Origin of the sequence: Streptomyces sp. NPDC001530 (assembly GCF_042894545.1) — a bacterium.
Taxonomy (GTDB): domain Bacteria; phylum Actinomycetota; class Actinomycetes; order Streptomycetales; family Streptomycetaceae; genus Streptomyces.
This window is the reverse complement of record NZ_JBIAVS010000013.1, coordinates 261,882-275,665: the sequence shown is the minus strand read 5'-3', so window position 1 is coordinate 275,665 and position 13,784 is coordinate 261,882. Positions and strand designations below refer to the sequence as shown.

Below are 13,784 nucleotides of genomic sequence, written 5' to 3'. Positions count from 1 at the left end.
TGTTGCTGTGAGGTTAAGTGAACGCCTGGGGGTGCACAAGAGTCGATTCCAAGATTCCTCGGAGGTATCGCGTAACAGGGCAGCTCCGCCTGGCACTTGAAATCAGGGCAAGAAAACGGAGTTGTTGCGCCGGGGTGTCTTGACACCCACCCCTCGGTCGAATGAGCATCGAAGCGCTTCGAAAGCGCCCCATCGCTCCATCGCAAAGGGATCACCACGTGACCGCACAAACGCCGCCTACGCCGCCTTTCCGCGATCCGCGACTGCCGTTCGCGAAGCGCATCGACGACCTGCTGGCGCGGCTCACGCTCGACGAACGGATCGCGTTCCTGCACCAGTTCACGCCCGCCGTCGAGCGGCTCGGCGTCGCCGCCTTCCGCACCGGGCAGGAGGCGCTGCACGGGGTGGCCTGGATGGGCCCGGCGACGGTGTTCCCGCAGGCCGTGGGGCTGGGCGCGACCTGGAACGACGACCTCGTACGCCGGATCGGCGAGGCGGTCTCGGCGGAGACCCGCGCGATGCGCGCCCGCGACGACCGCGTCGGCCTCAACGTCTGGTCCCCCACGGTCAATCTCCTCCGGCACCCCCTGTGGGGCCGCAACGAGGAGGGCTACTCGGAGGATCCGAAGCTCACCTCCGCCATCGCCGCGGCGTACACCCGGGGCCTGCGCGGCGACCACCCCGCCTACTGGCGCACGGCGCCGGTCCTCAAGCACTGGCTCGCGCACAACAACGAGACGGACCGCGACACCACGTCCTCCTCGGTCCGCCCGCGCGTGCTGCACGAGTACGATCTGCGCGCCTTCCGCGAGACGGTCGAGGCGGGCGCGGTGGCCGGGGTGATGCCCGCGTACAACCTGGTCAACGGCCGCCCCAACCACGTCTCGCCGTATCTGCGCGAGCACCTGCGCACCTGGACCGACCAGGAGCTGCTGGTCTGCTCGGACGCGGGCGCGCCCTCCAACCTGGTCGACTCCGAGCACTACTTCGACACCCACGAGGAGGCGACCGCGGCCGCGATCCTCGCCGGGGTCGACAGCTTCACCGACCACGGCACGGACAGCTCGAAGATCGTCGAACGCGTCCAAGGTGCCCTGGTCCAGGACCTGTTGAGCGAGGCCGACATCGACGAGGCGGTCCGCCGCCAGCTCGCGATCCGCTTCCGGCTGGGCGAGTTCGACCCGCGGCTGGACCCGTACGCCGACACCAAGGACTTCGACACCCCCGCCCACCGCGCGCTCGCCCAGGAGGCCGCGGAGCAGGCGATCGTGCTCCTCAAGAACGACGGCCTGCTGCCGCTGGGCCCCGACGTCCGCGTCGCCGTCGTCGGCCTGCTCGCCGACGAGTGCAAGCTCGACTGGTACAGCGGCACGCTCATCCACCGCTCGACACCCCTGGAGGGCCTGTACGAGCGTTTCGGCGCCGACCGTGTCGAGTTCGCGGAGGGCGTGGACCGGGTCCGCCTGAGGACGGCGTCCGGGACGTATCTGTCGGTGCCCGCCGTCGACGACGCGGCCGACGAGGTGCGTGGCGCCGAGGGCGCGCTGGACCCGGCGCTCCTCGCGGGCCGCACGGACCTGCCCCCGCTGACCGCCGACGCCACCGGCACCGAGCTCGCGCTGATCGACTGGGGCGAGGGCCTGCTGACGCTGCGCGCCCCCGACGGCCGCTACCTCTCGGTCGCCGAGGACGGCTGTGTGCGCGCCTCCGCCGACCAGCCCGGCGGCTGGGTCGTCCAGGAGACATTCCGCCTGGAACCCGCCGAATCCCAGGCAGGATCCCCTCCCGAATCCCACCAGAACGGCCACCTCCTGAAACACGTAGGGACGGGCAGGTACGTCTCTGTCGCCGCCGACGGCGTAAAGGTTGCCGACGACGGCGCGGAAATCTTCGAGCTGGAGTTCACCGAGCGCGGCGAGGACGCGGTGGCCCGCGCGGCGGCCTCCGCCGACGTCGTCCTCGTCGTCGCGGGCAACGACCCGCACATCAACGGCCGCGAGACGGAGGACCGGACGACGCTGCGTCTGCCCGCGCACCAGGAGCGCCTGCTGCGCGCGGCCCGCGCCGCGAACCCGAACACGGCGCTCGCCCTGGTCTCCGCGTACCCGTACGCGGTGGACCCCGCCGACCTCCCCGCCGTCCTCTGGACGGCCCACGGCGGCCAAGCGGCCGGCACCGCCCTGGCCCGCGTCCTCGCCGGCGACGTCTCCCCCGCGGGCCGTCTCCCGCAGACCTGGTACGCCTCCGACGACGACCTGCCCGACCTCCTCGACTACGACGTGATCGGCGGCCGCCAGACGTATCTGTACTTCGAGGGCACGCCGCTGTTCCCGTTCGGACACGGGCTGTCGTACGCGTCGTTCGCCTACGCGGATCTTCAAGTCCGGCACCGCGCGGGCGCGTTGGCGATCTCCTTCACCGTCACCAACACCGGCGAGGTGGCCGCCGACGAGGTGGCCCAGCTCTACACCCGCGCCGCCGACCCGTCCGTGCCCCGCCCCCGCCGCGAGCTGGTGGCCCACCGGCGTGTCCACCTCGCCCCCGGTGCCTCGACGGACCTCACCTTCGAACTCCCGCTCTCCGCCTTCGAGTTCTGGGACGTGGCACTCGGCCGCCCGCGCCTGGAGCCGGGCGCGTACGACGTGCTCGTCGGCGCCTCCAGCGAGGACATCCGGCTCCGTACGACGGTCGAGCTCGACGGCGAGCCCGGCGCACCCCGCCCCGTCCGCGAACGCGGCCTGAGCGCCGCCGACTTCGACGAGCAGCGGAACATCGCCCTCGTCGACCGTACGAAGGTGGCGGGCGACTCGGTGACGCCGGTGGACGGCGGGACGGGCGAACTCCTCTTCCGGGACTGCGACTTCGGCGACGGGGTTACGCAGTGGACGGTCGAGGTGGCGGGCGAGGGAGTCGTGGAACTCTCCCTGGACGGCGGCCCGTTGACCGCCGCACTGACCCTGAGCGCCACGAAGGGCCCGTACGACTACACCGCGCTCGGCGCCGAGATCGCCGTCGCCGGTGTGCACGACGTACACCTCAGGCTGCGCGGCCCCTTGCGGCTCGCGCACGTCGGCTTCTCCGGTTGAGGGTCCGGAGGAGCTGACACAGGGGCCCGGCACCGGAAGGCATCGGTGCCGGGCCCCTTCACGGGGAGAATATCTGAAAACGATTGTCGTTAGCTAGGGGGCACTTCAAAGGTGTGCCTCAGAGGTACGCCGCCGATCCCCCGACACGGCGACGGCCGGAGCCCCCGCACAGCGGGCTCCGGCCATCGGCTGGTTGCGGGGTCCGGTCAGAGGGCGAGGCCCGTCAGCACCAGCACCCGCTCGTAGGTGTAGTCGTCCATCGCGAACTTCACGCCTTCGCGGCCGACACCGGACTGCTTGGCGCCGCCGTACGGCATCTGGTCGGCGCGGTAGGACGGCACATCGCCGATCACGACGCCACCGACTTCCAGCGCACGGTGGGCGCGGAAGGCGGTCTGCACGTCATGCGTGAAGACGCCGGCCTGCAGCCCGTACTTGGAGTCGTTGGCGGCGGCGAAGGCGGCGGCCTCGCCGTCCACCTTCTGCACGGTGAGGACGGGCCCGAAGACCTCCTCGCAGGAGAGGGCGACGTCCGCGGGTACGTCGGCGAGGACGGTCGGCGCGTAGGAGGCGCCGTCGCGCTTGCCTCCGGTGAGCAGGGCGGCACCGGCCTCGACGGCCTCGTCGACCCACGACTCGACGCGCTGGGCGGCGGCCTCGCTGACCAGCGGGCCGACGTCCGTCGTGGCGTCGGACGGGTCACCGGTGACCTGGGCCTCGACGGCGGCGACGATACGGGGCAGCAGCCGCTCGTACACGGACGCGTCCGCGATCACCCGCTGCACGGAGATGCAGGACTGGCCGCCCTGGTAGTTGGAGAAGGTCGCGATGCGCGTGGCGGCCCAGTCCAGGTCCTCGTCGCTCGCCCAGTCGGCGAGCACGACCGCCGCGCCGTTGCCGCCCAGCTCCAGAGTGCAGTGCTTGCGCGGCACCGAGTCCATGATCGCGTAACCGACCTTCTCGGACCCGGTGAAGGAGATGACGGGCAGCCGCTCGTCCTGCACGAGGGCGGGCATCCGCTCGTTGGAGACGGGCAGGATGCTCCACGACCCGGCGGGCAGCTCGGTCTCGGCCAGCAGGTCGCCGATGATGAGACCGGACAGCGGGGTCGCGGGCGCGGGCTTCAGGATGATCGGCGCGCCGGCGGCAATGGCCGGGGCGATCTTGTGGGCGCACAGGTTGAGGGGGAAGTTGAACGGCGCGATGCCAAGGACGACACCCTTCGGGAACCGGCGGGTGAGGGCGAGCCGGCCCTGACCACCCAGGTCGGTGTCGAGGCGCTGCGCCTCGCCGCCGTTGAAGCGGCGGGCCTCTTCCGCGGCGAACCGGAACACGGACACCGCGCGGCCGACCTCGCCGCGGGCCCACTTGATCGGCTTGCCGTTCTCGGCGGAGATGAGCTGTGCGATCTCCTCGGTGCGCTCGACGAGGCGGCGCGACACGTGGTCGAGGGCGGCGGCGCGGACGTGGGCCGGCGTGGCGGCGAAATCGTCGCGCACTGCGTAGGCGGCGGCCACGGCCTCCTCGACCTGTGCCTCGGTCGGGACGCTGACCTGGCCGACGAGCCGCCCGTCCCACGGGGAGGTGACGTCGAACGTGGTCTCACCGGTGGCCTGGCGGCCGGCGAGCCAGAAAGCGTGGGTGGAAGTCATGTGCGAGTCCCGGCCCTTCCGTGTTGGGGGTGTTGTCCTTGGTTTCCTGGTCCACGGTAGGGCCGCGGCGGCGGGGGGTCGTTTGTCCGAGTCGTAGCAGTCGGGGTGGGGGGTGCGCCGCTTTGGCACGGTAGCCCCGTGGGGGCGGGCCTCGGGGTTTTCTTCGCCCCCTCCGCCCCTGCCCTCCCCCAAGCTCTCGGCTTCGCTCGAGCAGGGGGGACCCCCATCGTCCCTGGGGGCTCCGCCCCCCAGACCCCCTGGATCGCGCTTCGCGCTCGTCCTCAAACGCCGGACGGGATGAAACTGGAGCCGAGGGGGCGAAAAACCTCTACTCCCCGGCCGTCGTCGTCGCCTTCAGGGCCAGCCAGAGTTCCATCCGCACGTCCGGATCATCCAGCGACCGCCCCAGGATCTCCTCGACCCGCCGCATCCGGTACCGCAGCGTGTGCCGGTGCACCCCCAGGTCGGCGGCCGCCGCATCCCACTGCCCGTGCCGCGACAGCCACGCCCGCAGCGAGGCCACCAGATCCCCCCGCCCGGTGGCGTCATGCTCGCGCAGCGCCCGCAGCAGCCCGTCCGCGAACGCCCGCACCGCGTCGTCCGCGAGCAACGGCAGCACAGACCCGGCCGCCAGCTCCTCGTGCTCCACGAGGAACCGCCCGCGCCGTCGCGCCACGGACAACGCCTGCTCGGCCTGCTTGTAGGCGGCGCCCGCCGCGATCGGCCCGGCGGGCGCCGACAGCCCGACGACCAGTTCGTCCTCGTCCCCGGCGGGCTGTTCCCGCGCGGCGGCCCGCGCGGCCTCCAGGGCCACGGCGTGCTCTCCGCACGCGGCGACCGCCGCGCCTCCGTCCACGGCGAGCACGACGAGCCGCTCGCCGTCCGGCACGACGAGCACGGACTCACCGGAGCGCGCGGCGGCGGACTCGACGATCTCGGCAAGCCCGCCGAGCGGGTCGCCGTTGGTTTCGGGCACGGCGACGGCGGCCGCAGAGGGCGCCGTCGCGGCCACGCGCGCGTGCCCGTCCGCATGCGCTCGCGCGGCCGACGCGGACGCCGACTCGGCGAGGATCAGCCGGAAGGGCGCGTCGAGCAGCGCGCCGTACAGGTCCCCGGCGACGGCCCGGGCGTGATCGGGCTGCCCGGCGAGCAGCATGCGCAGTACCGCCGCGCCGATCCGCTGCTCGGCCGCGTGCAGCGACCTCGACCGCTCCGTGGTGAGTGTCAGCAGGGCGATTGCCGAGTGCACGGCGTACCGCTCGGCGGTGCCGAGGGCGGCGGCCGTCCCCACGGCGAGCGCGGCACGCGGCCGCCGCCCGGTTCCGAGGGAGTGCAGTTCCACTCGGTCTTCCCGGTCCTCGCCGCCGACGACGGAGCTGGCCGGGGCGGGCCGCTCCCGCAGCCGCTCCACGTCCGGGGTGAGCCGCGCGGCCCGGCGTCCCGCCCACTCGGGCGCGGTGGCGACGACAGCGCCGGACGCGTCGTACAGCGCCGCCCACCCGTCGACCTGCCCGGCGAGCGAGGTGAGCAGCCCCTCGGGCCCGTCGTTCAGCGCCTGCTTGGTCAGCTCGCGCTGCGCGGCGAACCCGGCCGTGACCGCCCGGTACTGGTCGGCCGCTATCGCGGCGGACACCGCCTTGCTGATGGCAAGGAAGGGCGTACGCCGGGGCACTTCCAGGAGCGGCAGCCCCTCCTCCTCCGCGGCGTCGACGAGCGCCTTCGGGATCTCCTCGTAGTTGACCCCGACGGCGAAGCCGAGCCCGACCACCCCGGCTCCCACCAGCCGCTTCACATAGCGCCGCATGACCTCGGGGTCCTCCGCGTCCAGCTTGAGCGCGGTGATCAGCAGCAGTTCCCCGCCCTCCATGTAGGGCACGGGGTCGGCGAGCTCGCTGACGTGTGCCCAGCGGACGGGCACGTCCAGGCGGTCCTCGCCCGCGCGCACGGTGAGTCTGAGCGCGGAGTGGTGGACGAGCGAGGCGAGCGTGGGGGGCATGAGGCCTTCAGGTCTGTGTGATCTTTGTGATCTTTTGGCCGCCACGTATGAACGGCCTGTGTCGATTCTGCCTCACCGTACGGTCGCCGCGTGACCTCATGTCCATACGTCCTGCTCAACACATCGCGACGTCCCGCTCAACACATCCCGCTCACCCCCGCAGATCCACCAGCAGCGGCGGCGCGTGCTCCCCCTTCACATTGGTCAGCGACAGCACCGCGTGCCCCGGTGGCACTCCATGGGCCAGCTCGGACGCGGACCACCGTTCCCGCTCGACCTGCCGCACGGTGACGGCGTCCGTGGTCACCGCCTTGCCGGTCACCAGCTTGCGCAACGCGTGAATGGCCCGGGTCATGGGCTGATCCGCGAAGACGGTGTGTTGGGCCACGTCGCGTGCTTCCACCCACTCGGTGCCCCAGGCCTCGGCGAAGCGGCCACCGTCCCACGTCGTGACGCCGGAGAACGCCATGCGGCAGCCGACCGCTCCGTACAGCGGCCCGTGCAGGGCCTCGGGGATGTCCCCTATGGTCCGCAGCGCAAGGACCACTCCCGCGTTCTGCGAACGGAAGCCCTGAATACGACGTACCGTCTCGGTGGTCAAGGCCCCGGTCGCGTCGTCGAGAACGAGGCAGGCGAAGTGCCTGCGCTCGCCGCCACTGCGGACGACGGCGGCGAACTGGGCGAGCAGGAGTCGCGTGATCAGCCGGGACGCCTCTTCGTACCCATGTTCCGGGAGATCGATCCGGACCCGCAGCGGATGATGGGCCACGGCCCGGAGTGAGAACGGCCGGGCGCTCCCGCCCGAGCCGAAGAAATCCGCGAAGACAGGCCGGTCCAGGAGCGCCAGCCGGTCGGCGAGTACCGGGCCGGGGTCGGTCGCGCTGCCCGTCTGCCGCAGACGCGCTTCCAGTTCACGGCGCATCGCGGGATGGCCCTCGGCCGACAGAGCTTCCTGCAACGGCTCCAGTGCCGAGGGCACTCCTTCCAGCAGTTCACGCAGTACGGGAATCGAGGGGAACCTGCCGTGCACCGCCCGGTAGGGACCGAGCAGCTGGGCGAGGGCGGTGGCGGCACGCCGGCCGCCGACGGCGTCGATGTCCCCGACCAGGCCTTCGGCGAGAAAAGCGGCCGCTTCGTCGGGGTCGTCGAAGTCGGCGTACAGATCCAGATCATGGGTGGACTCGGGATTCCCGAGCTTCACGACGACGTCGTACGACGTGTCCGGGCCCACCGGCGCTCCGGCGGCGGCCACCACGACAACGGCGCACCGTGCGGTGAGTGCCTGCAACCCGAGCGATTCGGCGACGGGCCTGACGAGGTGTCGTGTCTTCCCGGAACCCGCGGGCCCGACCGCGAGGAGCGAGGTGCCGAGTGTCGCCGGGTCGAGGGCGACGCCCGCGCCGGAGTAAGCGAGCGGAGTGCGTTCCCGGGCGACCCACCGGCCGAGCCGCACCTGGGCCACGAGCAGGTCGTGGGAGGCGGCGCGGGACGGCAGATCGCGGGCTCCGGACGGATGGGGCCAGGCCGCGGCGCCCCGCTGCAGCACCGTGTCGGTGAAGACGGCGAGCCGCCCGTCCCTCTTCGCCGAGGCCCACGCACGCAGAATCCTGGCGCAGTCCACATCGTTCATGCGTCCTGTCAGCACCTCCGAGGACAGCAGTTCGGCCGCTTGGTGCTGTCCGGCCGCCCTCAGCTGGGGCCATTCGGCCGGAGGCCCGGCCGGAGCCGGTGGCTCGGGCGAGGACGCCGCCGTGCCGGCTTGAGCCGACCGGGAGCGGAGCCAGTCCCTGGCGAGCGGCCACCAGCCGCCCAGCTTGGCGAAGGGCAGCAGGACCAGCACGGTGATCAGCGTGTAGATCCCATAGCTGATCGTCTGCGACTGGAACACCTCGTGACCGCCCGCGATCAGCGCCACGAGAGACAGCACCGGATTGACGATCGGCAGGGGGTCCCACCCCACGCCCGGAAAGGCGTCCGGCCAGACGAACGTCAGGGTGAGCAGGGCTGCCAGGGCCGCGATCACGGCCCGTCCGGGCTGTGCGCGCCGGACGACGACATGGTGGGCGACCTCACGCCAGCTTCCGAGACGTCCCATCGTGTAGATCAGCGCGCCGAAGAACAGTCCGTCGTAGACGACGATGACGTCCACGCCCTGCCAGGACTTCGGAGACGTCGTCCCGCCCCACCACCAGTCGTCCGGCGTGAACAGCCTCAGCACGGCCAGCTGATAGGGAATGCTCCCTTGGCGCCACAAGGACCAGACGATCAGCCCGACCACCAAGGGGATCGCCAGGCCGACGATCGTCACGGGAGCGAGCCGGTCCCGGTCCTTCGACGGCCGGGGGGCGACGTACCCGTACCGCCAGATTCCCAGTGCGGCGTCGGGGCGGGGCGCGTTGAGCCAGTCACGGACAGCCGGCTGGGGCGTCGGCGGCTGTCCGGGCACGGGCGGCGCTCCCGAGGGCTTCGGCGGGACACCGCCGGGAACCCCAGGGGGTGCGGCCGGACGAGGCACGGGATTGGCATGTGTGCCACGTGCGTCGCGCGTGCCGTCGAAGTCCATCGTGTGTGCCCCCTGACCAGCCAGTCCGCTTGTCGCTCGCAGGTCAATCTAGTGCCAACCACGGTGAGTTCACCGTGTACACGGCCGGGCCCCCGGCGATACCGGACCACCGGGGGCCCGCCGCTCTATGTCCATCACGGACAAGCAAACCCTCGGACAACGCCCACATGGAGCATGCCCGCCCCCCGCCTCCGGCCCTAGCCTGCGAAGAAAGAAGTCAAGCGTCCGAAAACACCCCCGCCCGGAGCGCCCCGTTCTCCGGGGCGTCCGGTTCGCAAGATCATCAGGGAGCCCCTCATGACCGCACTTCCGCAGGAGCGCCGCGTCGTCACCGCCATCCCCGGCCCGAAGTCGCAGGAGCTGCAGGCCCGCCGTACCGCCGCGGTCGCGGCCGGTGTGGGCTCGGTGCTCCCTGTGTTCACCACGCGCGCCGGCGGCGGCATCATCGAGGACGTCGACGGGAACCGGCTGATCGACTTCGGTTCCGGCATCGCCGTGACCAGCGTCGGCGCCAGCGCCGAGGCCGTCGTCCGCCGGGCCTCCGCCCAGCTGCAGGACTTCACGCACACGTGTTTCATGGTCACGCCGTACGAGGGCTACGTCGCCGTCGCCGAGGCGCTGGCCGAGCTCACCCCGGGTGACCACGCCAAGAAGTCGGCCCTGTTCAACTCGGGCGCCGAGGCCGTCGAGAACGCCGTCAAGATCGCGCGTGCGTACACCAAGCGCCAGGCCGTCGTCGTCTTCGACCACGGCTACCACGGCCGGACCAACCTGACCATGGCGCTGACCGCGAAGAACATGCCGTACAAGCATGGCTTCGGCCCGTTCGCGCCCGAGGTCTACCGCGTGCCGGTGGCGTACGGCTACCGCTGGCTGACCGGCCCGGAGAACGCCGGCGCCGAGGCCTCCGCCCAGGCGATCGACATGATCAACAAGCAGATCGGCGCCGACAACGTCGCCGCGATCATCATCGAGCCGGTGCTCGGCGAGGGCGGCTTCATCGAGCCCGCGAAGGGCTTCCTTCCGGCCATCAGCAAGTTCGCCAAGGACAACGGCATCGTCTTCGTCGCGGACGAGATCCAGTCCGGCTTCTGCCGCACCGGCCAGTGGTTCGCCTGCGAGGACGAGGGCATCGTCCCCGACCTGATCACCACCGCGAAGGGCATCGCCGGCGGCCTCCCGCTCGCCGCCGTCACCGGCCGCGCCGAGATCATGGACGCCGCGCACGCGGGCGGCCTGGGCGGCACCTACGGCGGCAACCCGGTGGCCTGCGCCGGTGCGCTCGGCGCGATCGAGACCATGAAGGAGCTCGACCTCAACGCCAAGGCGAAGAACATCGAGGCGACCATGAAGGCCCGCCTGAACGCCATGGCCGAGAAGTTCGACATCATCGGCGACGTCCGCGGCCGTGGCGCCATGATCGCCATCGAGCTGGTCAAGGACCGCGCCACCAAGGAGCCGAACCCCGAGGCGACCGCCGCGCTCGCCAAGGCCTGCCACCAGGAGGGCCTGCTGGTCCTGACCTGTGGCACCTACGGCAACGTCCTCCGCTTCCTGCCCCCGCTGGTCATCGGCGAGGACCTGCTGAACGAGGGCCTCGACATCATCGAGCAGGCCTTCGCCCGCATCTGACGTCCCATGCGCCCCAGCACCGCAGCCAAGCCGGTTCTCGCACTGGATTCCGGTTGGTTCCGCGGCTGGGGCCGCCAGGGTCGGAGCGTGTGAAGAACGTGTGCGAGGTGCATGACGGGACGCGTTTCCGTCTGTCTATGACCCACCCCCTGTCGTAGGTTCTAAGCAGATGAGAGATACACCCCGCCCACAGGGGACTGTGGGTGACACCGGGTCGAGGCCTCCCCAGCTTCGCCCTGGTCGTGCCCTCGCGCACACACCCGGAGCTTCCGGCTCCGGATCTCCTCACCGATCGGACAGTCGCCCGCCCCAAACCCCCCGGGGCGCGCGGCATTCCGATCCGGACGGCCGCCTCGGAACTACCCCCCCTGTTCCGGGGCGGCCGACCTTCCTCCTCGGCCTTCCGGTCCTGCTCTTCGCGCTCATCACCTGGCAGGTCGTCGTCCACGGCCCCCTCGCCCGCGCGGACGAACGCCTCAGCCGTGCCGTCGTGCATCCGGACCGGTTCTACGCATTCCTCGCCGATCTCGGCAGCGTCACGGTCGCCGTACCCGTCCTCGCCGTCGTCCTCGTGTACGTGGCCTGGAGCGCCCGCGAAGCCGGTACCGACCGGTGGTGGCTGCCGTCCGCGGCCGCTGCCGTGCTGATGGCCGCCGTGCCCGCGCTGATCGTGCCCCTCAAAGCGCTGGTCGACCGCCCGGGCCCGGCCACAGGCACGGGTTTGTATCCCTCAGGCCACACGGCGACCGCCGCCATCGCCTACGGCGCCGCGACCCTGCTCCTCCTCCCCTCGCTCCGCAGCGCCTACGCCCGCCGCGAACTGGTCATCGCCTGCCTCGTGTTGAACCTCGCGGTCGGCTTCGGCCTGGTCCTCCGCGGCTACCACTGGCCGCTGGACGTGGTGGCGAGCTGGTGCCTGTGTGCGGTGCTGCTGACCGCGCTCGCCCTGTTCCTCGACAGAAGCCTCACCACGGACAAGCGCACGGCCCGTGAGCCTCAGCCGAAGTAACCGTCGAAATTCCTCGAGAACTCCCAGCTCCCGTACCGGTCCCAGTTGATCGACCACGTCATCAGGCCGCGCAGGCCCGGCCAGGTGCCGTGGGTGGCGTACGAGCCGCAGTCGGTCTTTCTGGTGAGGCAGTCGAGGGTCTTGTTCACCTCCGTCGGCGATACGTAGCCGTTGCCGGCGTTCGTCGAGGCCGGCATGCCGATGGCGATCTGGTCGGGGCGCAGGGGCGGGAAGACGTTGTTCGCGTCGCTGGCGACCGGGAAGCCGGTGAGGAGCATGTCGGTCATGGCGAGGTGGAAGTCGGCGCCACCCATGGAGTGGTACTGGTTGTCGAGGCCCATGATCGGGCCGGAGTTGTAGTCCTGGACGTGCAGCAGGGTCAGGTCGTCGCGCAGGGCGTGGATCACCGGGAGGTACGCGCCCGCGCGCGGGTCCTGACCGCCCCATTTGCCCGTGCCGTAGTACTGGTAGCCGAGCTGGACGAAGAAGGTCTCCGGGGCCATGCTCAGCACGAATTTCGATCCGTACTTGGCCTTCAGCGTCTTCAGTGCCGAGATGAGGTTGACGATCACGGGCGTGGTCGGGCTTTTGAAGTTGGTGTCGCTCGCGTCCAGGGAGAGCGAGTGGCCCTCGAAGTCGATGTCCAGGCCGTCCAGGCCGTAGGTGTCGATGATCTTCGAGACCGAGGAGACGAAGGTGTCGCGGGCGGCCGTCGTCGTCAACTGCACCTGGCCGTTCTGGCCGCCGATCGAGATCAGGACCTTCTTGCCCGCCGCCTGCTTCGCCTTGATCGCCGCTTTGAAGTCGGCGTCGCTCTCGACGGTCGGGCACTCGGTGACCGGGCAGCGGGTGAAGCGGATGTCGCCCGAGGTGGTGGAGGTCGGCTCGCCGAAGGCCAGGTCGATGACGTCCCAGCTGTCGGGCACGTCGGCCATGCGGGTGTAGCCCGCGCCGTTGGCGAAGCTCGCGTGGAGGTAGCCGACGAGGGCATGGGCGGGGAGATCCGAGGAGCCTCCGCCCGAGCCGGCGGAGGTGGTCGCGGTCACCGTCGCCGACTTCGCCGACTCGCCCGTGTCGTTCGTCGCGGCGACCTGGAAGGAGTACGCCGTGGCGGCGGAGAGGCCGCTCACCGTCGCCGAAGTCCCCGTGACCGTCTGGACTTTGACGCGGTCACGGTAGACCGCGTAGCCGGTGGCGCCCGGCACCGCGGACCAGGACAGGGCGACGCTGGAGGACGTGACCGTGCCGACCGTCAGTCCGGTGGGCGCGGCGGGGGGCTGTCCCGTGTCGACGCCGGGGCCGACCAGGGAGAGGTCGTCGGCGTAGTAGGTGCCGGTGCCGTACCAGCCGTGCGTGTAGATCGTGACCTTGGTGGTGGACGCGCCGGTGCGGAAGGTGGTGGTGAGCTGCTGCCAGTCGGTCGCGGACTGGGTCCAGGTGGAGACGTCGGTGGTGCCGGTGCCGCTCGCGCCGAGGTAGACGTAAGCGCCGCGGACGTAACCGGAGAGGGTGTACTGGGAGTCGGGTTTGACGGTCACGGTCTGCGAGCACTGCGCGTGGTCGCTGCCGGCCGGGGTCGCCTGCAACGCCGAACTGCCGCTGCGCACCGGCGAATTGACGGTGCTGCCCGCCGTACAGGTCCAGCCGTCCAGACCCGACTCGAAGCCGCCGTTCCTGGCGAGGTCGGCGTCGGCCGCACGGGCGGCCGACGAGAGGGCGGTGATGCCGGTCACGGCCAGCGCCGCGGCCGTGAGCGCGGAAAGGAGCCCGCGTTGACGCGCGATTGGTCTGTGGCGATCCACAACTGCCTCCAGGCATGGGGGAATTGGAGGGTGGAGCGCGCCCA

The 13,784-nt window shown here is 71.3% G+C and carries 7 protein-coding genes; 3 read left to right on the top strand and 4 right to left on the bottom strand.

Going from position 1 to position 13,784, the window contains the following annotated elements; genetic code table 11:
• Window positions 1-218 precede the first annotated feature (218 nt).
• A complete protein-coding gene (locus ACFY0T_RS27535) occupies window positions 219-3,086 on the top strand; it encodes a glycoside hydrolase family 3 C-terminal domain-containing protein (protein ID WP_388875823.1) in 2,868 nt (955 codons plus the stop codon).
• 206 nt (window positions 3,087-3,292) lie between these two features.
• Here the strand turns inward: ACFY0T_RS27535 and ACFY0T_RS27530 are convergent, their stop codons facing one another.
• The 3 genes from ACFY0T_RS27530 to ACFY0T_RS27520 all read right to left on the bottom strand — a co-directional run bounded on the left by ACFY0T_RS27530 (window position 3,293) and on the right by ACFY0T_RS27520 (window position 9,297).
• Window positions 3,293-4,738 (bottom strand): aldehyde dehydrogenase family protein, encoded by a 1,446-nt coding sequence (locus ACFY0T_RS27530; protein WP_388875820.1) that lies wholly within the window; start codon window positions 4,736-4,738, stop codon window positions 3,293-3,295.
• Between the two features lie 328 nt (window positions 4,739-5,066).
• Window positions 5,067-6,734 (bottom strand): PucR family transcriptional regulator, encoded by a 1,668-nt coding sequence (locus tag ACFY0T_RS27525; RefSeq protein ID WP_388875817.1) that lies wholly within the window; start codon window positions 6,732-6,734, stop codon window positions 5,067-5,069.
• 151 nt (window positions 6,735-6,885) lie between these two features.
• Window positions 6,886-9,297 carry an ATP/GTP-binding protein gene (locus tag ACFY0T_RS27520; RefSeq protein WP_388875814.1) on the bottom strand — a complete coding sequence of 804 codons (2,412 nt, stop codon included), beginning with the start codon at window positions 9,295-9,297 and terminating at the stop codon, window positions 6,886-6,888.
• Window positions 9,298-9,594: 297 nt separating this feature from the next.
• Between ACFY0T_RS27520 and gabT the strand changes: the two genes are divergently transcribed.
• Complete coding sequence (gabT, locus tag ACFY0T_RS27515; RefSeq protein ID WP_388875811.1) at window positions 9,595-10,929, top strand: 4-aminobutyrate--2-oxoglutarate transaminase; 1,335 nt, start codon at window positions 9,595-9,597, stop codon at window positions 10,927-10,929.
• Between the two features lie 169 nt (window positions 10,930-11,098).
• Entirely contained in the window at window positions 11,099-11,938 is an 840-nt protein-coding gene (locus ACFY0T_RS27510; RefSeq protein ID WP_388875809.1) for a phosphatase PAP2 family protein, read from the top strand.
• Here ACFY0T_RS27510 and ACFY0T_RS27505 read toward each other — a convergent pair.
• Complete coding sequence (locus ACFY0T_RS27505; RefSeq protein WP_388875806.1) at window positions 11,926-13,740, bottom strand: chitinase; 1,815 nt, start codon at window positions 13,738-13,740, stop codon at window positions 11,926-11,928. The two genes, ACFY0T_RS27510 and ACFY0T_RS27505, sit on opposite strands and share 13 nt — an antisense overlap.
• Window positions 13,741-13,784 lie beyond the last annotated feature (44 nt).

Excerpts from the sequence above, each read along its gene's own strand:
- ACFY0T_RS27530 (WP_388875820.1), bottom strand. The coding sequence starts at position 4,738 with ATGACTTCCACCCACGCTTTCTGGCTCGCCGGCCGCCAGGCCACCGGT.
- ACFY0T_RS27525 (WP_388875817.1), bottom strand. The coding sequence starts at position 6,734 with ATGCCCCCCACGCTCGCCTCGCTCGTCCACCACTCCGCGCTCAGACTC.
- ACFY0T_RS27520 (WP_388875814.1), bottom strand. The coding sequence starts at position 9,297 with ATGGACTTCGACGGCACGCGCGACGCACGTGGCACACATGCCAATCCC.
- gabT (WP_388875811.1), top strand. The coding sequence starts at position 9,595 with ATGACCGCACTTCCGCAGGAGCGCCGCGTCGTCACCGCCATCCCCGGC.
- ACFY0T_RS27510 (WP_388875809.1), top strand. The coding sequence starts at position 11,099 with ATGAGAGATACACCCCGCCCACAGGGGACTGTGGGTGACACCGGGTCG.